Below are 23,963 nucleotides of genomic sequence, written 5' to 3'. Positions count from 1 at the left end.
CGATCTCCGACAGCAGCGCTATCATAGTTAAGGTCTGTTAAGCAGCGTTCTCATGATTCAGCCGATCGATCTGTCCGATTCTCTCGATAGCATTGCCAACAACGGCAAGTCCGCCCCCGCACGCAATACGATTCGCATTCGCGGCGCGAGACAGCATAATCTTAAGAATGTCGATCTGGAACTGCCGCGCGATCGCTTAGTCGTATTTACGGGCGTTTCCGGTTCTGGTAAGTCTTCCCTGGCGTTCGATACGATTTTTGCCGAAGGACAGCGCCGCTACGTGGAGTCGTTAAGCGCCTACGCGCGCCAGTTTTTGGGGCAGTTAGATAAACCGGATGTAGACGCAATTGAGGGGTTGAGTCCGGCGATTTCCATCGACCAAAAATCGACTTCCCACAACCCGCGATCGACGGTGGGAACGGTAACGGAAATCTACGATTACTTGCGCTTGCTGTTCGGACGCGCGGGACAACCCCACTGTCCTCACTGCGATCGCAACATTGCCCCGCAAACCATCGATGAAATGTGCGATCGCGTCCTGGAATTGCCCGATCGCACCCGCTTCCAAATCCTCGCCCCCGTAGTACGCGGCAAAAAAGGCACTCATAAAAAACTCCTCTCCAGCTTAGCCAGCGAAGGCTTCGTGCGCGTGCGCGTTAACGGCGAAGTGCGCGAACTCAGCGACGCGATCGAACTCGAGAAAAACAACAGCCACACCATCGAAATTGTCATCGATCGCCTGATTAAAAAAGAAGGCATCCAAGAACGCCTCGCCGACTCCCTCTCCACCTGTCTCAAACGCGCTAATGGGATTGCCGCGATCGAAATCCTCAACGAAACTGCGGAATCTACGGATAAAACCGAACCCGAAAAAACCCCCCAATCCCAAGAAATCGTCTTCTCAGAAAACTTCGCCTGCCCCGAACACGGCGCAGTTATGGAAGAACTTTCGCCTCGCCTCTTCTCCTTCAACTCTCCCTACGGCGCTTGCCCGCAATGTCACGGACTCGGCAACCTCCGTAAATTCTCGCAAGACTTAGTTATTCCCGATCCCACTGCACCCGTTTACTCCGCGATCGCGCCCTGGTCGGACAAAGACAACTCCTACTATCTCTCCCTCCTCTACAGTCTCGGGCGCGCCCACAACTTCGAGATTCAAACCCCCTGGAACCAACTCACCGCCGAACAGCAAAACATTATCTTACACGGTAGCCCCGAACCCATCTTCTTTACCGACGACTCCCGCAGCGGCAAAAAAGACGGCTACTACCGCAAATATTCCGGCGTACTCAACATCCTCGAACGCCAATACCAAGAAAGCACCTCCGAACTGCAAAAACAAAAACTCGAACCCTACATCGTCGCTCAAACCTGCGAAACCTGTCGCGGAAAGCGCCTCAAACCCGAAGTCCTCTCCGTGCTACTCGGGCAATACAACATCGACAACCTCACCAGTTCCCCCATCCGCGAAACCTTAGAGCGCATCGAAAACCTGCAACTGACCCAACGACAAGCGCTGATCGGCGACCTCGCCCTCAAAGAAATCAAAGCCAGACTGCAATTTCTCCTTGATGTTGGCTTAGATTATCTCACCCTCGATCGCGCCGCAATGACCCTCTCCGGCGGCGAAGCACAGCGCATCCGCCTCGCCACCCAAATCGGCGCGGGACTCACCGGCGTACTCTACGTTCTCGACGAACCCAGCATCGGACTCCATCAGCGCGACAACCAACGCCTCCTCAGCACCCTCAGAAAACTGCGCGATATCGGCAACACCCTAATCGTCGTCGAACATGACGAAGACACCATCCGCGCTGCCGATTACATCGTCGATATCGGCCCCAAAGCGGGCGTACACGGCGGAGAAATCGTTTGTCAGGGCAACTTAGACACCCTGCTAAACGCCGAAAACTCCCTCACCGGCGCGTATCTCTCCGGGCGGCGCGCCATTGAAACCCCCAACGAACGCAGGCGCGGGAACGGACGCAGTTTAGTCCTAAAAAAATGCCAGCGCAATAACCTGCAAAAAATCGATGTCAAAATCCCCCTCGGCGTACTTGCCTGCATTACCGGCGTATCCGGTTCCGGCAAATCCACCCTCGTCGAAGAACTGCTTTATCCCGCGCTGCAACACCACCTCACCAAAAAAGTCCCCTTCCCCGAAGGATTAAGCGAAGTCAAAGGACTAGCCGCGATCGATAAAGTTATCGTCATCGACCAATCCCCCATCGGACGCACGCCCCGTTCCAATCCCGCCACTTATACTGGCGTTTTCGACCCAATTCGCGCCATTTTCACCGAAACCATCGAAGCCAAAGCGCGGGGCTACAAACAAGGACAATTTTCTTTCAACGTCAAAGGCGGACGCTGCGAAGCTTGCAGCGGACAGGGCGTAAACGTCATTGAAATGAACTTTTTGCCCGACGTTTACGTGCAGTGCGAGGTGTGTAAAGGCGCGCGCTACAACCGCGAAACCTTGCAGGTGAAATATAAGGGCTATTCCATCGCCGATGTTCTCGATATGACGGCGGAAGAAGCGGCAGTTGTCTTTGAAAATATTCCCCGCGCCGCAACGAAATTGCAAACCTTAGTTGATGTCGGTTTAGGTTACGTGAAATTAGGTCAACCCGCCCCGACGCTATCGGGAGGGGAAGCGCAACGGGTGAAACTTGCGACCGAACTATCGCGCCGCGCAACGGGCAAAACGTTGTATTTAATCGACGAACCGACAACGGGTTTATCGTTCTACGACGTGCATCATTTATTGAATGTTTTACAGCGTTTAGTGGATAAGGGGAATTCAATTTTAGTCATCGAACATAACCTCGACGTGATTCGTTGTTCCGATTGGATTATCGATTTAGGGCCGGAAGGGGGAGATAGAGGCGGCGAAGTCGTTGCAGTGGGAACGCCGGAATTAGTCGCGGAACATCCGAAGTCTTATACGGGGATGTTTTTAAAAGAAGTTTTGGATAAATATCCAGCTTTAATCGAGCGTTGATAATTGATATGGCGGTTTCCTTTCGCGCGAGATACAGATTCCAAAATCAAATCGGTAGGGGCGAATGGCATTCGCCCTTCTCGTACACCTCATCCAATCGAAAACTGCTATAGCGGTAAGTTAAAAATCGGGTCAGTCACCAAGTTGCTGGCGGTAGCGCTCTAATTCTCGTTGTAATTGTTCGCGGAGTTGCCGTTCCTGTTCGATTTGTTGCTCGGCCGACTCAGCCCGTTGCTCGGCCGACTCGGCGCGTTGTCGCTCTTGTTCTGCCCGTTGCCGCTCTAATTCTGCACGTTGCCGCACGACTTCTAATTCCTCCTCCGTACCGGCATAGCGATTTCCTTGCTCGTCGAACCAGTATAAAACCTCTCGTTCTATCCCGCCATAATTACGGATACCGCGACCGATTCCTAAGCCAATTTCCGGCATCCACACGGGTTCCTGGGTTTGCCAGCTATATTTTCCCTTGATTAATTTATACACTTCTAATCCCTGGTGGCGACCTCCGAACTGCCGGGGATTATAGATAACGTAGTACAGCACGCCCAACTTGGCATAGAGAGCTTCTTTACTGCTGTATTCTCCTCCGGGAGTTTGAGAAACCACTTCAAGGGCGAGGATAGGAACGATGTTGTTTTCTTCCCACACCACATAGCTGCTGCGCGATTGCCCGTCCTTGCGCCGCTCGACATTGAGGGCTAAGAATCCGTCGGGTGTAATGGGGATGCGCGGATTTTTGCCCGTGGTGTGATACACTGCCATATCCACCCCGAAGAACCAGTCTTGGCGGTTTCCCCAAATATATTCCAGGAGAAACAGCAGGAAGTTAGGAATAAAGTTTTGTTCTTCGTTATCCACGGGAGTGTCATCAGAACAGGGCAGTTCGGCGCTGCTGGGGAGATTGTGAGTGTCCGATTTTAACATTTGACTGTACCCCCGCTTCTTTCTTTATCTTTGAGTTTAGCAGATCGATAAAACCCATCTCGCGGAACAATGAAACTGCAAGTTAAAGTTAAGCCGAATACCAAACAGCAACGAATTATTGAGGAAGAAAACGGCAGCCTCACCGTGTATTTAAAATCGCCCCCTATCGATGGTAAAGCGAACGCCGAACTCATTCAAATCCTCGCTAAAAAGTACAATGTACCAAAATCCTGCGTGACGATTGAATCCGGTTTATCGTCGAAGATTAAACGCGTTGCGATCGCGCTTTAATCTATAGTTATTTAGGGTCATAGAATACAAGATTTTTAGGCGTAAATCGCACCGTTCTAATCTTGCCGCAGCACAAACCCAGAGCAATTTCCTTGCCGCGTTTGATGTTCCTGCGAGACTAAAAATACTCGCCCATCTGCCAATTGCACCCATCCCTTTGCCTCTTTCACCTCATTGTCAGCCGTGCGATTCTCCTCTTCCAACGTTACCCAAGGGATTTCTACAGAGGTAGCGGATAGAACATCCGTAGGCTGAGGAGGCAAACCGCCTCGTCCGGTAACAAAAAACTGACTTCTCCCAGTCGCATCGGGTTGAGAGTTTCGGGCAGCTTGACATCCTGAATTTATTGTCGGCGTTCCGACGCGATCGGGCAACTGGACTCCCGAGGGGACATCCCGCGTATTAATCGTCGTTACCCCATCGATTCCCAACTCGGAGGCAGCACTAATGTCGCTTTCAGGAGTTCGTACCAACCGTTCCGGTAAACTAAACCCTATAACGCCCTTCGCCGTCACAAAAATATTACCGCCGCGTCCCTGAATCGCTGTCGCCGCCACATCGCTATTTTCCGGCAATACAGCTAAGACAAATCCCCCCGCATCGATGGTAATATTGCCCCCATTCCCCGGCCCTAACGCTTCCGTTAAAATATTGCTATTGAAACGCAGCAAGACATTATCCGCAACGCGCAGGCGAATATTTCCTCCTTCTCCCGAGACCGTCCGCGCCAACAAGTTTCCCTGCTGGTTCAAGAAGATTGAATTAGCGGTAATGTCTAAATCTCCTGCCAATCCCGTTCCCGTACCATTGACGGTAATTTCTCCCCCATTTTCTACCGTTAAATCGCCCGTATTAATGCGAATCCCTCTGGCATCTCCCGCACCCGTGCTATCAAAGTACAGACGACTGCCAGCACCGCTAACTCGCACAGAATCGGCAGCATTAACTGCCAAAATTCCACCGCGTCCAGTACCCGATGTACCGGCAGAAACCTTGCCCCCATCTTCAATCAGCAATCGTCCGGTATTAATATTTAATTCTCCAGCGTTGCCCGTGCCGCTACTATCGAACAACAAACTGCTGGCAAATTGACCGTTACTTGAAGCTCCGCTAACTTGTACGGCATCCCAAGCATTAACATTTAAAATACCCCCTTGACCGGCATCAGACGTTTTTGCCGAGACCAGTCCCCCATCCTGCACAAGAAGCTGTCCGGTGCTAATCTTCAACTGTCCGGCATTGCCTGTACCGCTGCTATCAAATAGTAAGCTACTGGCAAATCGATCGTTACTTGAAGTTCCAATGACCGCTAAAAAATCCGATGCTTTAACTTCTAAAATACCACCCTGTCCACTATTAGAAGTTGCCGCCGAAACTTTGCCGCCATTGCCAACGAGAAGTTGTCCGGCATTAATTCTTAGTTCCCCTGCATTTCCGTTTCCCGATGAATCAAAGATTAAGCTACTAACAAACTGACCGTTGGTCGAAGTTCCTAAAACTTCTACGCTATTAGCTGCATTGACTTCTAAAAGTCCTCCTTGTCCGGAACCGGAGGTAGCAGCAGAAACCTTGCCTCCTTCAAGAACTTGCAAGCTACCGGTTGTGATTTTTAATTGTCCTGCATCCCCAGAACCTGAAGAATCAAAAAATAATTGACTCTGATTTTTACCATCCGGAGAAATCCCCGCAACTCTGACTAAATCGGACGCATTCACAGTTAAGGTTCCGCTGTTGCCACTATTGGAAGAATCAGCAGATACTTTACCGCCATTTTCGACAAGCAGTTGTCCGGTATTAATGGTTAAGTTACCCCCATCCCCACTGCTGGTTGTAATAGCTCGAATTCGACTGACGCGATCGGGATTGAATGCCGATGCGCCCGTTACGAGAACATAATCAGACGCATTAACGAGCAAATTTCCTCCATTTCCTGCTGCATCTGTTCCGGTCGAAACTGAACCGCCATCGCGAACAATAAAACGTTTTGTATCGATCTGAATATCGCCACCCGATCTATCGTTCTCAGTAAAGGTATAAATTCCGGTTGGTTTTCCATTCGGATAGGGAGGAACGCCGATAACCGCTACAGATTCATTAGCAACAATATTAATTTTACCGGGTGCGCCGGTACTGCCAGGATTGCTTTCGGCAGCTACTTGTGCGCCTTCTTGGACAAGGAGATGTCCTGTTTTAATATTAATATTTCCCGCATCTCCACTGTTCATGGCAGACGTAACTAAGGCACTTTCATGGTTGTAAGCAGGTGCGCCCCGCAGTTCCACCGATTCATCGGCTACAATATTAATATCTCCCGCTCGTCCCGCTCCATGCGATCGCGTGTAGACAAATCCACCATCCCGCACGCTAACTCGTTTAGCTTGAACTTCTATATTTCCGGCATTTCCAGAACCCCAAGTTCCAGCAATCAAAGCACTCAGATAAAGCGGATTACTTAATGGAGTTGCAAATATTTCTACTAAATCTGCTGCTCGTATATTAATATTACCCGCATTATAGTTACTAATTGTTCTAGTATCTATCTGCGCCTCACCTTCTAAAGTAAAATTACCTCGAGAGTCAATGCGAACATCTCCTGAATTTCCCGTAATACTGGTTGTAGTAAGCCAATTAGTTATGGTAATATTTCCAGGCAGCGTGTTAGGTTTATACTGATTGGTTAAAAAAACTTGTCCGTTTGGTTCGTCAATGACAATCAGGTCGATTTTAATATCTCCACTTGTTGGAGAACCCGTCAAAGTTGGAGGACTAGAAAATAGATAGTCAGCCGTATTAGGATCGAAGTTAGCAGGATTGAAAAATGGCGCACCTACTGCGGCGGGATCCATACCTGCTCGAATATCTAGAGTGGGTCGCGTTTTACCATCAATACTTAAAGAACTGCCGTCAGAAAGAGTTACAGTTTCAACTAGCCCATTGACCGCATCTGACCCAGTTATCTGAACTCCAATCGGAATAATGACACTTCCGGCAGCGAAAATATGTAGGGATGCACCTACATAAAATTGAAAACTTACATCTCCTAAAGAACGGATAATCGGGTCGTAGGGGCTATACAAATCCCCCAAGTTTCCCTGCAAATCTTCAATCCGAAAATTGCCCTCACTCCAATAGTGCGCGTCGCCCCCAACTGCATTCGCGGAACGAAACACCATATCGCCTCCAGAATACAAGCCACTATCGGGATGATTGAGCGCGAAAATATCAATCTTCTCGTTCCCCTGCACCAATAATTGACCGTTGGCGGCGGCGATAAAGGGGCTGGTTTCGCTATCTCGAATTGTTATGGTATCGGTGGCTTGTAAGGTTAAATCTCCCCCGGCTTGTAATTGTCCTTGTAAGTCTAAATTTGCTGCACCGAGTTTTAAATTTCCACCTACCGATAAGTTACCGCGATCGCTAATTGTGGCGGTGGAGTTGCTGCCGTATTGCAATCCGATGGGGACGTTAATGGTTAGTAAGGGCGGCGCTTGTGGGTCGCTGGCACTAAATGCAACGTTGTTATCGAATAAAATACTGTCGGCAGTCGTGGCGACAAAGGAACCGCGTATATCGAGTTGGGCGTTGGGGCCGAAAATAATCCCGTTGGGGTTGAGTAGGAAGAGGTTCGCCGCACCGTCTACGCCTAATGTACCGAGGATGTTAGAAAGGTTGTTTCCGGTGACGCGGGTGAGGATGTTGGTAATGTCGGTGGGGTTGGCGAAGTAGACGCGCTGATTTTCACCAACGTTGAAGTCGGTGAAGCTGTGAAAGAGATTGCTACCGCGCGTCGTTCCGCCTTGGATGAGTTGGCGGGTTGCTTCGGGGGTGACGATGGAGTTTTCGGCACCGAGGGTGTTATCGGGGGTGAGTTGGGCGGTAGCGCTGCTAGGGATGAAGCTACCTAGTGTAAGAAGGAGAGTGAGAAGATGCAAGTTGCCGCGTTTCATGATTTTGGTGCGGAGATACTGATGATAGGTGCTATGAGTATCTCTGGCGATCGCGGCAATTTCGATACTGCATTCCCTAAACTTTACAAATCGAAACGTCTAGTTACATTTTCCTTCAGTGCTAAACCCAGAGCGAGTTTCCAACTATAGCATTTTCTCCTTCTTCCCGCACTCCCCAGGGAACTGCATCGTTCGAGTCGTCCCTTATATAAAGTTTTGTAAATAATTGTAATGCCTGCGTAAAAACGATTGGTTTTAGCAGAGAACACAGTAGAAGCAATTCAACAAAGCTTAAAAACCCTAGAGAGTTAGTCTTTACGACCTACTCGTACTTTTTGCTGCTCGCTTTAACCCTTTTTTCCATCGCCATGAACAGAACATTTACCAAACTATTTTCCTTGACCAACGCGGGTCTTATGAGTCTGGCTTTAATCGCTGGCTTTGGATTGAATTTACAAGAGAAAAAACTCTCTTTTTCTCCCGTTTCGCCAGCGCAGGCTAACTCTTGCGACACGGTAATTCGTAATGTTTCTTTCTCGGGCAGAACGAGCGGTTCGATGACCGGAAAACCGAATATTTATACGATGCTGCGGGCTAGCACTTCCACCAGTGCTAGCATCCTTATGCAAATTCCTCCTAATACTTTGCTGAACTTTTCGGGTTGGACTTATGGGCAAGGGATTACCGATATTTGGACGGGAAATACGGATTATCGCTGGTTTCGCGTCACTTATAACGGGCAAACGGGATGGGTGGCGAGTGGAGTCATTTATGGGAATCCGCCCAATTCATCTTTAGTCCCGAATTGCCCCCAGCCCGGTTCTGGAATGTATGGTAATCCAGAAGCTTTTTATCGTTGGGCTAAAGGGCAAACTGGTATTACGCGCTTAGATGGTTTGTACAGCTTACGAGGTCAATGCGTAACGTTAATTGCTCGGTACATTCAAGAGGTTTATCTACCTGCAAATCAACGTTCTATCAGTCTCGCTTTTGGCAATGGGAAAGACACGGCTCGTTTTGTTTCTCAAATGCTACCCGCTCAATTCAGTCCCACCACAACTGTAGGCTTACCAAAACGGGGTGCAATTATTTCTTTCCCCACTATCGGGATTTTTAATGGAATCACTTACGGTCATGTTGCAATTGTAATGGAAAATCGCACCCTCAATAACGGACAACGACAGGTCAGAATTATGGACTCTAATGGCGACAGTAAAGGGGTCAATAGTACGGTTGTAGATCGCAGTACGTGGATTAATATACCCAATGGTACAGCCCAAGGCTACGGCACTGGAATTTATTGGACGAACCCTCGCTAAAATATAGCGCTACTTGAAACGTGAAGGTACGTTTCTAAATGTACCAAAGTCTTGGCTGGTGGGCGCTGCCCACCCTACAAAATGTCATAGCCGAACTTCGTAGCGCTATATTTTCGAGTCCTAAACTTGGGTCAAATAGAGGCTATTCATCAACTTTTTATCTGATAACTGTAGAGACGTTGTACACAACGTCTCTACAGTCCAGAAATGTAGTTAGAAAAGGCAGCAAGTTCAGTCTTTTTCGAGCGAGAGTCAATTCAATAAATATCAGTCGTTTTATACCAATTCTCATTGATTTTGCACGATTCCCGAAGAGGGCATAACATTGTTATGCCCCTACGACGAAAAATTTAGTGCATCGTAACTGAAAATTGGTATTAGACCCTTTTTTCGGGGTAGGATTATTAGGGATTTGGAGGCGATCGCGCCCAAAAAAAGTTTTGCTCAAATAGCTGAAACTTAATTACTCTTGCTCCTCAATAATACGAATGCTTTCCGGATGCAATCTCACCCGAACCGTTTCGCCCGCTGCAAAGCTATTAAGAGAACTGCGCGAGAGGTTTTGACGGCGAATGGCTAAAGTGTGATGGGGGGTCAGGCGGATAATATAACGAGTATCAGTACCGATATAAATCGCCTCTTCAACAACGCCGGGAACGCAATAATCTTTGTCGTAATTTTCGGGATATAAACTTACTTTCTCCGGACGAACGGCTAATGTCACAAATCGACCGGGAGATAAGGCGCGATTGTCGGCAACTTCCAACGGTAATGTCTCGTCTATCGCGAGGAAAATCGAGCCATTGCCCGCTTCCCGCACCTGTCCGGTTAAAAAGTTGGTTTCGCCGATAAAATCAGCCACAAAGCGCGAGGTGGGTTCCTCATAAATTTCTGTTGGTGTTCCCACCTGCAAAACTTTCCCTGCATTCATGACGGCGATGCGATGGGACATAGTGAGGGCTTCCCCTTGGTCGTGGGTGACGAAAACAAAGGTAATTCCTACCTGTTGTTGCATCTGCTTGAGTTCAAACTGCATTTCTTTACGCAGTTTCAAATCGAGGGCTGCGAGGGGTTCGTCAAACAGCAATACTTTCGGTTTTTTGACGAGGGCGCGCGCCAATGCAACCCGTTGCTGCTGTCCTCCAGAAAGTTGGCGGGGGCGGCGATTTTCCATGCCGTCGAGTTTGACTAAGGCTAAAGCATCGCCAACGCGAGATCGAGTCTCAGCGCGCGATAATCCTTCCATTTCCAAGCCAAAGGCGACATTTTGGGCAACGGTGAGGTGGGGAAAGAGGGCGTAGTTTTGGAAAACGGTATTGACGGGACGGTGAAAGGGCGGGCGATCGCGCATGGGTTCGCCGTGGATGTATACTTCTCCCGAGGTCGGACTCTCGAATCCCGCGATTGTTCGCAATAGCGTCGTTTTACCGCATCCCGACGGCCCTAACATCGCAAAGAACTCGCCCTCAGCAATTTGCAAGTTAACATTATCTGCTGCACGAAACTCTTTATTATTCTGTCCGACAAAAACCTTAGAAACGTCCTTTAATTCAACTGCATACATCGTTACTTTTGCCTTTCCCCTTAATAAATAAACTCGTCAACTCCTTTCCCATTGATTAAAAATAAATCAAAAGAAAGAGTTACTCATTGCTACTTTTACTTCCGTCCAAGCATCATCATACAACTCAGTCGCTTTTCCAATATCATCAGCATATTTTAGGCGAGATGCTATGTCAGGAGTTGGATAAATTTCTGGATTTTCTAAATCCTCCTTTTCAATGAATCCGCCATCAATCGCTGCCTGATTTGGGCTGCCATATTTAACAAAATTAGAAATTTTTGCTCCCACTTCAGGTTCGAGGACAAAATTAATAAACTTTTCGGCTAACTCTTTGTGAGGCGCACCGGCTGGAATTGCTAAGTTATCCGTCCAGATAATTGTCCCTTCTTTCGGAATTGCGTAGCGAATATCTTCGTTCTCTTCTGCTATCTGAAAAATATCGCCACTCCACTCGACGGCAATATCAACTTCCCCTTGATCGAGGAGATTCTGCCCGGTATCTGGAGCAAAAGCCGCGATTACTTCTTGATGTTTAATTAAAAAATCTCTGGCTTTTCTTATCTCTTCAATATTGCTGCTATTCGGCTCGTAACCGAGGTAGATTAAAATAACGCCCAAGGTAGCTCGCAAATCTTCCATTAACGAAACTCGTCCGGCAAACCTCGGTTCAAAAATGTCGCCCCAACTGCTAAGTTCGCCTCCGATTTTTTTGATATTGTAACCCAGTCCCATCGTTCCCCACTGGTAGGGAACGCTGTAACGATTGCCGCGATCGAAGGGCGGATCGATAAACCTCTTGGAGAGATTTTTAATATTAGGAATATTTTGATGATTGAGGGGTTCGAGCAATCCTTCACTTCCCATAATTGCGACGTAATCGCTGCTCGGAACAATGATATCGTAGCCCGGATTGCCGGGGCGAATTTTAGCGAGTAAATCTTCGTTACTTTCGTAGGTATCGTATTTTACCTTTACATTAAACTTTTTTTCAAAGTCTTTAATAGCTTGAGGATCGATATAAGTTGACCAGTTATAAACGCTGAGGACATTGGCACTGGCTTCATCCGTTTTCTTAGAGTTGAAAAACGCACAACCCGTAGGGAAGGTTATGCCAATTAGGAAGAGAAGTAGGAAAACCAGCAGTCGTTTCATGGGTTATTCCCTCAGTAGATACGATGAAAATTTAAGTTAACACTCCGGAAGAGTCGCCTGTCGAGTTTCTCTGGGCGTGCTGTACCTATACCCCACTAATTAGTATATGGTAAATTGGCGCGGGGGAAACCTAAGCATCAGCCGAGAAGAACGCTGCTAAAGCTGCGATGCGAATCTGATGCTACATCATACCCGATGTTAGCGCCCGAGGTCAGTTAAAATTCTGGCTACGAGAAGTTGGTAGAGGGCTTGAAAATTGTTATAACACTTTGTACAGCCCAACCGCTGCGATTGTTTGGGAAAAATAACCGATTCGCACTCCGAGCCGGAATGCTGCGCTGGAAAACACAAACTTCTGTTACTTTAGGTGTAAAATTATGAAGTTTAATTTACCGATCGCTGCTCTATTTTTATTGATTTTAACTGTACCGTCAAGTCCGGCGCTGTCTCGCCGGTATACTCCCCTCGAACGTGCAAGTTATTTTGCTCTCAATAACTCCGATTTGAATGACGAGCGGTTGTGGAGAAGCGCTATTAGAAATAACCCTAACGATGCTGAAGCTTACCATCAACTCGGTCGCATTTTAGAGAATGAAAATCAATGGGATGAGGCGAGCGAAGCCTACCGTAAAGCAATTGCTTTAAGCGCAGATTTAAATCCCGTACAGGTGTATAAAAGTTTGGGAGATTTGCTGGTTAAAGAAGATCGGTTAAAGGAAGCCGTCGCCACTTTTCAGCGTGGAGTTGAAGAGGAAAATGCGAAGGCTAAACCTTCGGAAATCGAGTCATCGGCTTATTTTCGTTTGGGGTTAGCCCTAGAAGCTAATCATCGCAATGAGGAGGCGATAGATGCCTACAAAAAGGCGATCGCGCTCAATCCAGAAGAAGACGCTATTTACAATTTTTTGGTCGAGATTCTGGTCGAGCAAAATCGGCAGTCTGAAGCCTTGGAAATTTATATTAAAAAGTTCGGCGATCCCGCTGCTGCTTATAACGAACTCGGCAAAGCTTTAGTGATACACAACCAACTCGAAGCCGCTAGAATTGCCTATTTAAAAGCTTTGGAGGGCGAACAAAGCTGGGAAATTTTACCCGAGGCGCTCGCGGATTATAGATTGGGGTCTGCTTTGGAAGCGGGAGATCGCTGGGAAGATGCGATCGCTGCCTATAAAAGATCGATAGAAATCGATCCGAAATTTGGGGGACTTTATGGCTTATACCAAGATGTGGGGAGAGTTCTTGTCAAGCAGAATCGACTGGATGATGCGTTTGTTTCCTTCGGCGGTTCCCTCAAAAATCCAAGGCAGCGAGAAAATGCAACAGCGTATGCTCTTTTGGGTCAAACTTTGGTCGCTCAAAATCAAGGGGATGAGGCTATTAAGGTTTGTCGCCAAGCGCTCGATATCGAATCTAGTAATCGAGAAGTGTACTTATGTTTGGGTCAGGCAGCAGTCAAACAAAATCGGTTGGATGAGGCAATCTATGCTTACCAGAAAGCAGTTGAAATCGATCCGAGATTTGAATTTAATTATTACGACCTTGGCAATGCTTTGCAAAGGCAAAATCGCCTAGATGAAGCAATTGCTGCCTATCGGCAAGCTTTAGGGTTAGCGCCTGAAAATTCATTTTTTAGTGATGCTTTGGCCGAGGCTTTAGTGCAACAAAAGAGTCTCGATGCAGCTTTTGAGGTTTATGCGAAAACTGCCCGCAATAATTCGGATGCTTACCAACAATTTGGCTCAACTCTCCTGCGTCAAAATATGTTAGAAGAAGCGATTAGCGCCTGTCGCCAAGCGATTGCGCTGAGGGCAGATAATTCAGGGGCTTACGACTGTCTTGGCGATGCTTTGTTGAAGCAAAATAAGCCGGTAGAAGCAGCGGAGGCTTATCAACGCGCGATCGCTTTAATTCCTCAGTCCGCTTTTAAATATAGTCGTTTGGGAAATGCTTTAATTCGGCGAGGAAGCCTAGAAAATGCGATCGCGGTTTATCGCAAAAATCCGGAATGGCTGCCTCAATTAGCGTTTTCCTTTTCTCGGTACGTTCGTTTAGGGGATGCGTTGATGGCACAAAATCGGACTGAAGAGGCGATCGCATCTTACCATAAAGCGATCGCGGGCTATCCTATACAAGCATCAGCCTATCAAGGTTTAGGGATCGCTTTATTTAAGCAAAATCAACTCGGAGGCGCGCTCGCGGCTTTTAAAAATGCTACAGCGATCGATCCGAATTTACCCGAAAGTTTAAGTTATATCAATAAAATTGAAGAACAATTAATGTCTGGAGAAAACGTTCGTTAAAAAATATTTCGCTCGCTGTCTTGTTGCGATCGCAGAATTGTCCCACACCCAGCATTATATCTTTCTTCTTTTTCTACAATTGAAAGACAATCACGAGGTCAAAACTAAAGATGTTTGCCTACTTACGAAGACTGATTAGAAGGTTCGTGCGTAAGTCAACTTATATCGATCGCGAACCGATTAATAAAGTTAGCATTGTCATTCTCATCCTTATCGATATTTTTGTTCTAGTTAATGTTTTTAGTGGCTTGTCAAGCATTGCCGCATGGCCCCTATCTCCCGACGAACAATTATTTTGTTACGCTCCCTATCGAACTTATCAGGAAGAACCCAAAAAATCGAGCTTAGCATTTCAGTCTGCAACGATCGAACAAAAAGTTCAACAACTTAAGAATGCTCGCCCAAATTCAATCTCTCGTGCTAATCGCTTGGGTGAAGAATCTCCTTTATGCGATCCCTATAAAAGTCGCGAAACCGATCTCAATGTTCCGGAAAATAATACTTTATTGACCGAGATCGATCGCTTGAGGGCGAGTAACTCGAAACTCGAACAAGAAATTACAACGCTTCAATCTCAATACGATTCTGCTTTACTTGAAAAAATTGCCGGTCAAGATCGAACTAAATCGATTAATGTAGCGGCGGCTGACAAAATCAAGTCAGACATCGAGGTAAAGAAAACTAAAATTTCTGACAATAAAAAGCAACTAATTGCCAAACAACAGCAACTTATTCAAACGCCTTCCTCTGCCGCTTATCTCGCGCTTCTCGATAATACAGCAGAATATCAAAACATCGAAAAAGCGTACAACTCTGCCTCGTTCTGGTATCCCAACCAACAACTGTTTTTGCAAGTTTTATTCCTTTTGCCTCTAATCGCGATCGCGTACCTCTTGCATTCTACAGCGACTCGCCGACATAAAGGCTTGCAATCGCTGTTAAGTTGGCACTTACTCCTGATTTTCTGTATTCCTTTACTGATTAAGTTCTTTGAGTTTATCCAGTTCGGTAATATTGTCGCTGCGCTTCTCGAAGTCATAACAACGCTGTTAGGTGGCTTGCTTTTTGTCGCTAGTTATGCTTTAATCCTCGTCATTCCGCTGCTAGGTTTTGCCTTAATCAAGCTTCTACAAACTTTCGTCTTCAATTCTCGCATTCAAGCGCGAAATCGACTTAAAAATGTCCGCTGTTTGCACTGTAACTTTAAGTTGCGCTTAGACGATGAATTTTGTCCAAACTGCGGCTTCGATCAGTATCAAGATTGCTCGAACTGTCACGAAAAAACGTACAAGTTTGTTCCTTTTTGCAGAAAGTGTGGTCATTCGCTCAACGATACGCAACCGCTGGATGAAGTTTAGACGGCTTTTTTAATATCGATTGGGAAAAGGGTAATATAAGGGCATAGCACTGCTATGCCCCTACCTTTTTATGATTATCTTTGCGCTTGCTAAAGATTTAAACTTACAAGTTTTCTGCGCGCATTGCAGCCCCAATTAATCCGACTTGAGGATTGAGGATGATTTTAACGGGAACTTTTTCGAGTAGCGATCGCATTCTACCTTTTGCTAAAAAATTCTCCATGAATTCTCCCGATTGCATCAACGGTAAAATCTTCGCTGCAATCCCACCCGCAATATAAACGCCGCCGTAAGCCAGAAATTTCAGCGCTAAATTGCCCGCTTCCGCACCGTAAGCAGCAATAAAGATTTTTAAGGTTTCCTGACACAGAGGATCGCGCCCTTCTGAAGCGGCTTTACTAATTAATGCGGCGGTATCGATTTCGCGATCTCCATTTTCCCAAGCCCGAACTTTTACCCCAATCTCCTCCGACTCTGGAAAGTTGCCAGTATCGCGCAAAAATTGGTAAATGGGGGTAATTCCCATACCAGAGACGATTCGTTCCACCGAAACGCTGTTAAGCTCGTATTTACTCCGAATATAGCTGACAAGCTCGAATTCCGTCGGATTGCGCGCGGCGAAGCTAGCGTGTCCGCCTTCGGTGGGGAAAACTTCCCAGCCTTCTGCGGCGGGAATCAGGAAACATTGTCCCATCCCGGTTCCCGCCCCCAAAACCGCGATTGGGGCTTTCTCATTCGCCGGAACGTCTTGCAAGCAATACAAATCCTCGTCGCTTAAGCCCAAAATCCCGTAACCAATGGCGGCAAAATCATTAATTAAGCTAGCTTTCGGAATTTTAAGATCGGCTTCCAGCCTGCGCGCATCCAGTTTCCAGCTTAAATTTGTCAGTTCGCAGCGATCGTCCGCAACCGGGCCCGCGATCGCGAAACAAGCTTTTTCCGGTGCTAAAGTATCTCCAACCGTACCTTTCGCTTCTGCTAAAAATTGTTGCACGATCGGCACGAGATCGGGATAATTTCCACTCGCATAACTTTGTTCGCAATGCGTCTTTCCGAGTCGATCGCCTTCTGCCGTCACGAGACGAAGAATGGTTTTTGTTCCCCCAATATCCCCTGCGAGTAAAAGCATTGTTACTGATTCTTTACCGATCTAATAAATACAATATCTTGGGTTGATAATAGCTCGTTGAATGTTGCGTCAAAGCCTTGAATTACAGCGCTTTAACATCATCAAGCAGCCATCGTTGCGAACTCCCATCCCAAATTAATTTGATTCGCATTGAATTGGACGATATTCGTCCCGATTTTAGATGATACTTGATGCGGACTTCCAAGCGCGCAACCTCAACCCCTTCTTCAAAAATTTTAACATCCTCAAGATCGACGCGATCGACTGTCTTCCACCAATCCGTGTAAGACGTATAGCCTTGAGGGTGTTGATTTCGATCGTTGCTGAGGCGAGGCGATAATTGATTCCAAGCTACTTCGTATCGACCGTTATTAATTTCATTAAAATAGTCCTCTATGGCTTGCTTAGGAGATGGCTTTTGGGTACTTTGTTCTTTATTCTTAATCCAATGGAGATTGTTTTTATCTTGATAGCTCAGGATATAATTGGCATTTTGCATCTCTAATTTTGAGAGCAAGCTATCGGGAAATGTGGCAGCTTCGTAACGCCCTTTGTACCAGGCTTGATTGTTAAAATAAGCTTGCAATTCGGGACTGTCAAACTTACGACCGTAACGAGCGAAGATCGAGTTTCGCATAATGTCGAGTTCAAAAGCTGTTTTTCCGATTAAATCGGCATCGACAACTTGGCGTTGAGATAGCCAAGCATAATTAGGGTTGTCAGCAGGAGAAGCCACCGAACTTTGATAGTTTAATTCAATCGTTCTCGATCGCTGCGTAGCCAGCAATTGAAACAGAAAAAATCCGATCGCGATCGCGCCGCTAATTAATCCGCCCGCAATAAAATAACTGGGGTGAATCGGAGATTTACGAGCGGTAGTAGTAGGCGGGAAAGGTAGGGTAGGAGGAATTTCTGCCCTCGGAGGAGAAAAGGCTGTTGCGGGTTCTTCGGGCGGGGGAAGGGTGGCTGCCTGGGGGTTCCACTGCGTTGCGGGGGAGGCTTGGCTTTGGAGGGCATCAAGCATTGCCCGGGCGCTGGGGAAGCGATCGCGCGGATGCGATTGACTGGCGCGTTCCAGCACTGCTTTCAGATTCGGCGAAATCGCGATCGCAGGAAAAATAATCTCTCCGGTACTCGCATCCATCGGTAACTGTTGCGGCACTAACCGCGTCAGCATATAAATAGCCGTCAGCGCCAAACTGTAAAGATCGCTGGAAAAAATCGGCCGTCCCGCTGCTTGTTCGCTGGGCATATATCCCGGCGTACCGATAACAATCGAACTGGTGGGGTTGCCTTGGGAATTAATCTGCGTTCCCATTGTCTCTCGTACTGCCCCAAAATCGATCAAAACCGGCAAACCATCTCGCTGTCGCAAAATAATATTGTCGGGTTTAATATCGCGGTGAATAATCCCGCGACTGTGAATGCTATCGAGAATCGGCAGCAGATTCAGCAACAATTCCCGCGTTGCCTCTTCGCTAAAAGTGCCTTGTTGCTGGATGCAACTGACTAAAGTCCGACCTTCCACCCATTCTTGCACCAAATAATACTGTCCCGCTTCGACAAAATAGGCATATAAAGTTGGAATTTGCGAGTGTCCTTCTCCCAGTGCCTCTAAAGTTGCCGCTTCTCTCTGAAAGCGATCCCGAATCAATTCTTCAATTTGCGGGTTATCGATCAACGGTTTGAGTTGTTTGATAACGCAATGCCGACGGGAGGGCATATAGGTATCTTCTGCGAGAAACGTTTCGCCAAACCCCCCGCGTCCTAAAGTGCTAACAATTTGATAGCGGTTGTTTAAAAGCTCGTTCATGAATTCAAAATTTAAAATTTAAAATTCAAAGAGGAAGCATTACCGCGCTTTTGAAAGAGTGCTTGATTTCGTCCCGCATCTAAATCCGATGCAGTTGCGCCGCTCGAAATCTGCTCTGAAGAATAGTTAAGGAATTTTAGCTCGCTCGGATTAGCTGTAATGGGAAAACCCTGGCGATATCAATACCGGACGGAGAGGGAGGGATTCGAACCCTCGGTACGGAGTTACCTGCCGTACAACAGATTAGCAATCTGCCGCTTTCAACCGCTCAGCCACCTCTCCAGAGTGACATTTCTGCATTATAGCAGATAGAGTTGAAATTTATACCTCCTGCTTTTGATTTGTTGGGGAGAGGGGGAGAGGGGGGACTGGGTGACGGGGGGACTGGGGGACTGGGGGACGGGGGGACTGGGGGACGGGGGGATGGGGAGACGGGGGGATGGGGAGACGGGGTGACGGGGGGACGGGGTGATGGAGGCGATCGCGTACTTTCTAGAGATGCGATGGTGGGCGTTGCCGAATTGCTGCCCTTTTAATTTAGGTTAAATCCCAAAAACGGCAATGCCCACCCTACGATAGAGTCTTGACCAAATTACAATGGTGGGCATCGCTTTCTAGGGCTGCCTCAACACCGTTGTCCATTATCCATTGTCAATTATCAATTATTCCTAGCTCTTCCACTGCCGCGAGATACTGTTTATCCGAACTCGTCCCGGCTTCGGATAAGGTGATAGGCTCCTGGGGAACGACGCGATCGGGAAGAATGCCGCGCTTGTGAATATCCTGATGGCTGGGCGTTTCGTACTTCGCCACCGTAACCGCTAAACCCGCATCGTCAGGCAGATCGAAAAGGGATTGAATCAAACCTTTGCCAAAGGTTTTTTCGCCGACGAGAATCGCTCGGCCGTTATCTTGCAGCGCCCCGGCTAAAATTTCGCTAGCGCTGGCAGTGCCTTGATTGACGAGGACAACGAGGGGTTTATCGGCGATCGCGTTTCCCGTCGCCTCAAAACTGCCTAAAGTCCCCTGACGATTGACCGTATAAACTAAAGTCCCCTCATCAATCCACAACCGCGCGATTTCGATCCCAGCTTGGAGTAAACCGCCGGGATTGTTGCGGAGATCGAGGATATAGCCCTGCGCGCCTTGTTTGCCCAGCTTCGCGATCGCGTGGGCAACTTCCTGGGTCGCATTGGCGCTAAACTGAGCCAAACGCACGTAACCGATCGGAGTCGAACTCGAGGTAGTATCCAACATCGCATAAACCGGATTGAGAGCGATGCGATCGCGCACGATCTCGAACTTGCGCCGCCCCGTTTCCCCCGGACGCGCGATCGTCAAACTCACCTTCGTTCCCGCCTTCCCTCGCATCCGCCGCGCCGCCTCATCCAGCGCCATATCCTTCGTACTCAACCCGTCAATCTCCACAATCTTATCTAACGGCTTAATTCCCGCCGCTTCCGCCGGAGAACCCGCGATCGGGCTAACCGCCTCCAACTGCCCCGTTTCCGCATCCAAATCGATCTGCAACCCCACCCCCGATAACTCCCCAGAGGTACTCACCTGCAAACTGCGATATTGCTCGGGTTCCAGCAAGCGCGTAAACGGATCGTCCAGCGTCGCGAGCATTTCTCGAATCGTACCGTAGGCTTGCTCGCGATTGTCTAACGGGCGCTTCAATAACTTCTCGCGCAACTGCCACCAATTCTGATGGTTAAACGTTTCGTCGATATAGGCTCGATTGACAATGCGCCAAGACTCCAGAACGATATTTTGCGCCTCGCTAAACGCCGCCGCCTCCGACATTCCACCCAGCCAGCACAGAAAAATCAGCGCGATCGCGCCGATAAGCTTGCCCAAACCTCGTAGACCCATGAGAAATCCTTTGCGTTCTTAACATTACTTAATTTATTTTTAAGGCATTGGTGGAATTTTCACCGTTTTTCCCCAGTCAATGTCCGTGAAACAGCGGCTTGTGTTACATTTTTTAAACGGGGAGATCTCTTAAAGACATCCTACCGCTCGACGGATTTGCTGGAATAGAGCTCCTCAGAGTGTTGGGACAATGCCAATCTATAAAACCCGAACGCCTCCGAGTTGCCTTGCTTCCCTCAACGGGGCATCGGGAAAAGCACTAAACCCGCTCTTCTAACATTTAGCAACATTACTGATTCATGTTTTCTAAGCAAGTCACCGATTCAAAAGTTTACCAGTGGTTTGACGAACGCCTAGAAGTTCAGGCGCTTTCCGATGACATCACCAGCAAATACGTTCCTCCCCACGTCAATATTTTCTATTGTCTGGGCGGCATTACGCTAGTTTGCTTCGTCATCCAGTTCGCCACGGGCTTTGCGATGACCTTCTACTACAAACCGACGGTTGCCGAAGCCTTTTCTTCCGTGCAGTACATCATGAACGATGTCAACTTCGGTTGGCTGATTCGTTCCGTTCACCGCTGGTCTGCAAGCATGATGGTGCTGATGATGATCCTGCACGTCTTCCGCGTTTACCTCACCGGCGGTTTCAAAAAACCCCGCGAGTTAACCTGGGTTACGGGTGTTGTCTTAGCCGTTATCACTGTCTCTTTCGGCGTGACGGGCTACTCTCTGCCTTGGGATCAAGTCGGCTACTGGGCGGTTAAAATCGTTTCCGGCGTGCCTTCTGCCATTCCCGTTGTCGGCGACACGATTGTCGAACTGTTGCGCGGTGGCGTAAGCGTCGGTCAAGGAACGCTGACTCGCTACTACAGCTTGCACACCTTCGTCCTCCCTTGGGCGATCGCTGTCTTCATGCTGCTTCACTTCCTGATGATTCGCAAACAAGGAATCTCCGGTCCCCTCTAAATCTAAAGTTGTAGGACAAACGCTACAGTTTTGACCTAACAAAATAGGTATCCTTAAAAGACAACGCTGCCAATTCTTAATTTGACAAGGAGATCTTTTTCAAGATGTCAATCGAAAAAAAACCCGATCTAAGCGATCCTAAACTGCGGGCGAAAATCGCCAAAGGGATGGGTCACAACTACTACGGCGAACTGGCTTGGCCTAATGATTTGCTGTATGTATTCCCGATCGTAATCATGGGGACGATTGCCCTGTGTATCGGTCTTGCCGTTCTCGACCCCGCGATTGTGGGCGAAGCTGCCGATCCGTTCGCTACGCCGCTGGAAATTTTGCCGGAATGGTATTTATATCCCGTTTTCCAAATCCTGCGCATTCTTCCTAACAAGTTGTTAGGAATTGCTTGCATGGCTGGAATTCCTTTGGGTTTAATGTTTGTTCCTTTCATTGAAGGGGTTAACAAGTTCCAAAATCCCTTCCGTCGCCCCGTCGCCACTGCTGTGTTCCTGTTCGGAACCGCTGTAACGATTTGGCTCGGTATCGGCGCAATCATGCCGATCGACAAGTCTTTAACCTTGGGTTTGTTCTAAACATCCAGATCGGTTTAAGCTTTAAAAGCCGCCTGCGAATCGCAATTTGACTGCTACAACATTGAGTTAGGAGTCTGCGATTCGCAGGCATTTTACTGTTTAGACTTCAGCAACCTCCCGATTTTCCCGCACCGAACCCTGGATACTTGGAAAATTTTCTTAAAAATGCGCGAAACTTAGTAGATTCACTGAGACAAGATTTGGTAGTATAGAAGGAAGTCGCCCGAAACTGCTGAGGTTGCATCCTCAAACCGGGCGTACTAAGGGGAGCTATCTAAAAAAAATGGGGAACTATAAAGAGAACCGAACGAGTCTTGCTGTAAAGAATCTCTGAGTTAAAAACCCGTAGTATTCTAGTAGTCAGAAGGTTAAATCAAATGAAAGCAGGGTTGCAGTTTCTAATTCACGCGATTTGGCTGCGGAAGTAACTCGTATTGTACGAACCGATTTATTGCCACTCTAGTTATCAAGATTGCCATGCTCTCAACTCAGCGCGCACGCCTCCAAGGAATTCTCAGTACCTTTAATCCTTTGGTGAATCGAGAGAAAATTCCCGCGATCGCGCCAGAACCAGACGCAAAAAGGCAGATAAATCGTTCCCCTCGCTATGCCTTCGTATTTCTGGAGATTTTGAACCAAGAAGGCGGAATACAATCTTACGTCCGGGATATTTTTCAAGCTTATTTGTCGGGGGAAGGGAACGCGAGGGCGGATGTATTTTTATTGCGCGATCGCGCCGATTGCGATAACCCTTTCAATCTCGCCCCGTTAAACTTCCACTACTTCGGGAACAGGACTTCTTGGCGCGGGCGTGCGAACTTACTGACAGCGCTATTTAAGTTTCTCCTTCTCCATCACCCCGATCGCGTCTTTTGCGGTCATATTAACCTCGCCCCTCCCATTCAACATCTGTGCCAATTGTTAGGAATTCCCTACACGGTCCTCACCTACGGTAAAGAAGTCTGGGAAGAATTAAACCCCGCCAAAACGAAAGCGTTACAAAATGCCGCAGAAATTTGGACGATCAGCCGCTATAGTCGCGATCGCGCCTGCGAAATGAACGACATCGAACCCAGCAAAGTTAAATTCCTGCCCTGCGTCGTTGATGGCAGCGTTTTTACTCCCGCCCCTAAATCGCCGCAATTGGTGCAACAATACGACTTAGAAGGCGCGAAAGTCCTCATGACCGTCGCGCGCTTGTGGTCGGGCGATCGCTACAAAGGCGTTGATGTCACGATTCGCGCCCTCCCCGAAATCGCCAAAGCTTTCCCCAACGTCAAATACCTCGTCATCGGGCGCGGCGACGACCAGCCCAGACTGCAACAACTCGCGCAAGACTTAGGAGTTGGCGATCGCGTCGTCTTCGCTGGATTCGTCCCCACCGAGGCCCTACCCGACCACTATCGCCTTGCCGATGCCTATATCATGCCCTCCCAAGAAGGATTCGGCATCGTCTACCTCGAAGCAATGGCTTGCGGAATTCCCGCCCTCTCCGGCGACAGCGATGGTTCCGCCGATCCCCTCCAAGATGGCAAAGTCGGCTGGCGCGTTCCCCATCGAGATTCCGCCGCTGTCGCCGCCGCTTGTATTGAAATCCTCAAAGGCGAAGATCCTCGCTGCAATGGCGAATGGTTGCGCGAACAATGTTTGGCAAAATTTAGCAAAGAAGCCCTCGCCCGCCAGTTACAAACGCTGCTGCAAGCTTAAAGCATCAATTGTCAATTATCAATTATTC

The 23,963-nt window shown here is 48.0% G+C and carries 16 protein-coding genes and 1 tRNA gene; 9 read left to right on the top strand and 8 right to left on the bottom strand.

What is annotated here, in order from left to right; genetic code table 11:
• The first annotated feature begins 52 nt into the window (after positions 1-52).
• Positions 53-3,001, top strand: a complete 2,949-nt coding sequence (gene uvrA, locus H6G50_RS07785; protein WP_190714907.1) for an excinuclease ABC subunit UvrA — start codon at positions 53-55, stop codon at positions 2,999-3,001.
• Between the two features lie 132 nt (positions 3,002-3,133).
• Here uvrA and H6G50_RS07780 read toward each other — a convergent pair whose 3' ends face one another.
• Positions 3,134-3,925 (bottom strand): Uma2 family endonuclease, encoded by a 792-nt coding sequence (locus tag H6G50_RS07780; RefSeq protein ID WP_190714905.1) that lies wholly within the window; start codon positions 3,923-3,925, stop codon positions 3,134-3,136.
• A 69-nt stretch (positions 3,926-3,994) separates the two neighbouring features.
• Between H6G50_RS07780 and H6G50_RS07775 the strand changes: the two genes are divergently transcribed.
• On the top strand, positions 3,995-4,216 hold the full coding sequence (locus tag H6G50_RS07775) for a DUF167 domain-containing protein (RefSeq protein ID WP_190714903.1): 222 nt from the start codon (positions 3,995-3,997) through the stop codon (positions 4,214-4,216).
• Between the two features lie 56 nt (positions 4,217-4,272).
• Here H6G50_RS07775 and H6G50_RS07770 read toward each other — a convergent pair whose 3' ends face one another.
• Positions 4,273-8,163, bottom strand: a complete 3,891-nt coding sequence (locus H6G50_RS07770) for a filamentous hemagglutinin N-terminal domain-containing protein (protein WP_190714900.1) — start codon at positions 8,161-8,163, stop codon at positions 4,273-4,275.
• Between the two features lie 416 nt (positions 8,164-8,579).
• Here H6G50_RS07770 and H6G50_RS07765 point away from each other — a divergent pair, with 416 nt between their 5' ends.
• Positions 8,580-9,482, top strand: a complete 903-nt coding sequence (locus H6G50_RS07765; protein ID WP_206756561.1) for an SH3 domain-containing protein — start codon at positions 8,580-8,582, stop codon at positions 9,480-9,482.
• Positions 9,483-9,945: 463 nt separating this feature from the next.
• Here the strand turns inward: H6G50_RS07765 and H6G50_RS07760 are convergent, their stop codons facing one another.
• Complete coding sequence (locus H6G50_RS07760; RefSeq protein WP_190714897.1) at positions 9,946-11,046, bottom strand: ABC transporter ATP-binding protein; 1,101 nt, start codon at positions 11,044-11,046, stop codon at positions 9,946-9,948.
• A 66-nt stretch (positions 11,047-11,112) separates the two neighbouring features.
• On the bottom strand, positions 11,113-12,198 hold the full coding sequence (locus H6G50_RS07755; RefSeq protein ID WP_190714895.1) for a spermidine/putrescine ABC transporter substrate-binding protein: 1,086 nt from the start codon (positions 12,196-12,198) through the stop codon (positions 11,113-11,115).
• 377 nt (positions 12,199-12,575) lie between these two features.
• Here H6G50_RS07755 and H6G50_RS07750 point away from each other — a divergent pair, with 377 nt between their 5' ends.
• Together H6G50_RS07750 and H6G50_RS07745 are read left to right on the top strand one after the other, a co-directional pair.
• Positions 12,576-14,498, top strand: a complete 1,923-nt coding sequence (locus H6G50_RS07750) for a tetratricopeptide repeat protein (RefSeq protein ID WP_190714893.1) — start codon at positions 12,576-12,578, stop codon at positions 14,496-14,498.
• Positions 14,499-14,608: 110 nt separating this feature from the next.
• Positions 14,609-15,856 carry a zinc ribbon domain-containing protein gene (locus H6G50_RS07745; protein ID WP_190714891.1) on the top strand — a complete coding sequence of 416 codons (1,248 nt, stop codon included), beginning with the start codon at positions 14,609-14,611 and terminating at the stop codon, positions 15,854-15,856.
• A gap of 103 nt (positions 15,857-15,959) precedes the next feature.
• On the opposite strand, the gene H6G50_RS07740 is transcribed toward H6G50_RS07745, so the two are convergent.
• From H6G50_RS07740 to H6G50_RS07730, 3 genes are all read right to left on the bottom strand, one after another.
• Positions 15,960-16,985, bottom strand: coding sequence for a glucokinase (locus H6G50_RS07740; protein WP_190714889.1), 1,026 nt, complete (start codon positions 16,983-16,985; stop codon positions 15,960-15,962).
• Between the two features lie 82 nt (positions 16,986-17,067).
• Complete coding sequence (locus tag H6G50_RS07735) at positions 17,068-18,798, bottom strand: YARHG domain-containing protein (RefSeq protein ID WP_190714887.1); 1,731 nt, start codon at positions 18,796-18,798, stop codon at positions 17,068-17,070.
• 190 nt (positions 18,799-18,988) lie between these two features.
• Positions 18,989-19,080: transfer RNA gene (locus tag H6G50_RS07730), tRNA-Ser, on the bottom strand.
• Between the two features lie 32 nt (positions 19,081-19,112).
• On the opposite strand from H6G50_RS07730, the gene H6G50_RS07725 reads away from it, so the two are divergent.
• Positions 19,113-19,334 carry a hypothetical protein gene (locus tag H6G50_RS07725; RefSeq protein WP_190714885.1) on the top strand — a complete coding sequence of 74 codons (222 nt, stop codon included), beginning with the start codon at positions 19,113-19,115 and terminating at the stop codon, positions 19,332-19,334.
• Positions 19,335-19,449: 115 nt separating this feature from the next.
• On the opposite strand, the gene ctpA is transcribed toward H6G50_RS07725, so the two are convergent.
• Positions 19,450-20,673: a carboxyl-terminal processing protease CtpA gene (gene ctpA / locus H6G50_RS07720; protein WP_190714883.1), complete on the bottom strand. Its 1,224-nt coding sequence runs from the start codon at positions 20,671-20,673 to the stop codon at positions 19,450-19,452.
• Between the two features lie 299 nt (positions 20,674-20,972).
• Here ctpA and petB point away from each other — a divergent pair, with 299 nt between their 5' ends.
• The 3 genes from petB (at position 20,973) to H6G50_RS07705 (ending at position 23,935) form a co-directional block, all read left to right on the top strand.
• Positions 20,973-21,641, top strand: a complete 669-nt coding sequence (gene petB / locus H6G50_RS07715) for a cytochrome b6 (RefSeq protein ID WP_190714881.1) — start codon at positions 20,973-20,975, stop codon at positions 21,639-21,641.
• A gap of 104 nt (positions 21,642-21,745) precedes the next feature.
• Entirely contained in the window at positions 21,746-22,228 is a 483-nt protein-coding gene (gene petD / locus H6G50_RS07710; protein ID WP_190714879.1) for a cytochrome b6-f complex subunit IV, read from the top strand.
• Between the two features lie 477 nt (positions 22,229-22,705).
• Positions 22,706-23,935: a glycosyltransferase family 4 protein gene (locus H6G50_RS07705; protein WP_190714877.1), complete on the top strand. Its 1,230-nt coding sequence runs from the start codon at positions 22,706-22,708 to the stop codon at positions 23,933-23,935.
• Positions 23,936-23,963 lie beyond the last annotated feature (28 nt).

This window comes from Oscillatoria sp. FACHB-1406 (assembly GCF_014698145.1).
In the GTDB taxonomy this organism is placed as follows: domain Bacteria; phylum Cyanobacteriota; class Cyanobacteriia; order Cyanobacteriales; family Spirulinaceae; genus FACHB-1406.
Note: the sequence above shows the minus strand (reverse complement) of the source record. Positions and strands in the feature narration are given on the sequence as shown.

Bases quoted from the DNA above. Each gene is read 5' to 3' on its own strand.
- H6G50_RS07765 (WP_206756561.1), top strand. From the start codon at position 8,580: ATGAGTCTGGCTTTAATCGCTGGCTTTGGATTGAATTTACAAGAGAAA.
- H6G50_RS07735 (WP_190714887.1), bottom strand. From the start codon at position 18,798: ATGAACGAGCTTTTAAACAACCGCTATCAAATTGTTAGCACTTTAGGA.
- H6G50_RS07705 (WP_190714877.1), top strand. From the start codon at position 22,706: ATGCTCTCAACTCAGCGCGCACGCCTCCAAGGAATTCTCAGTACCTTT.
- H6G50_RS07775 (WP_190714903.1), top strand. From the start codon at position 3,995: ATGAAACTGCAAGTTAAAGTTAAGCCGAATACCAAACAGCAACGAATT.
- H6G50_RS07770 (WP_190714900.1), bottom strand. From the start codon at position 8,163: ATGAAACGCGGCAACTTGCATCTTCTCACTCTCCTTCTTACACTAGGT.
- ctpA (WP_190714883.1), bottom strand. From the start codon at position 20,673: ATGGGTCTACGAGGTTTGGGCAAGCTTATCGGCGCGATCGCGCTGATT.
- H6G50_RS07755 (WP_190714895.1), bottom strand. From the start codon at position 12,198: ATGAAACGACTGCTGGTTTTCCTACTTCTCTTCCTAATTGGCATAACC.
- petB (WP_190714881.1), top strand. From the start codon at position 20,973: ATGTTTTCTAAGCAAGTCACCGATTCAAAAGTTTACCAGTGGTTTGAC.
- H6G50_RS07750 (WP_190714893.1), top strand. From the start codon at position 12,576: ATGAAGTTTAATTTACCGATCGCTGCTCTATTTTTATTGATTTTAACT.
- petD (WP_190714879.1), top strand. From the start codon at position 21,746: ATGTCAATCGAAAAAAAACCCGATCTAAGCGATCCTAAACTGCGGGCG.
- uvrA (WP_190714907.1), top strand. From the start codon at position 53: ATGATTCAGCCGATCGATCTGTCCGATTCTCTCGATAGCATTGCCAAC.
- H6G50_RS07760 (WP_190714897.1), bottom strand. From the start codon at position 11,046: ATGTATGCAGTTGAATTAAAGGACGTTTCTAAGGTTTTTGTCGGACAG.
- H6G50_RS07745 (WP_190714891.1), top strand. From the start codon at position 14,609: ATGTTTGCCTACTTACGAAGACTGATTAGAAGGTTCGTGCGTAAGTCA.
- H6G50_RS07740 (WP_190714889.1), bottom strand. From the start codon at position 16,985: ATGCTTTTACTCGCAGGGGATATTGGGGGAACAAAAACCATTCTTCGT.
- H6G50_RS07780 (WP_190714905.1), bottom strand. From the start codon at position 3,925: ATGTTAAAATCGGACACTCACAATCTCCCCAGCAGCGCCGAACTGCCC.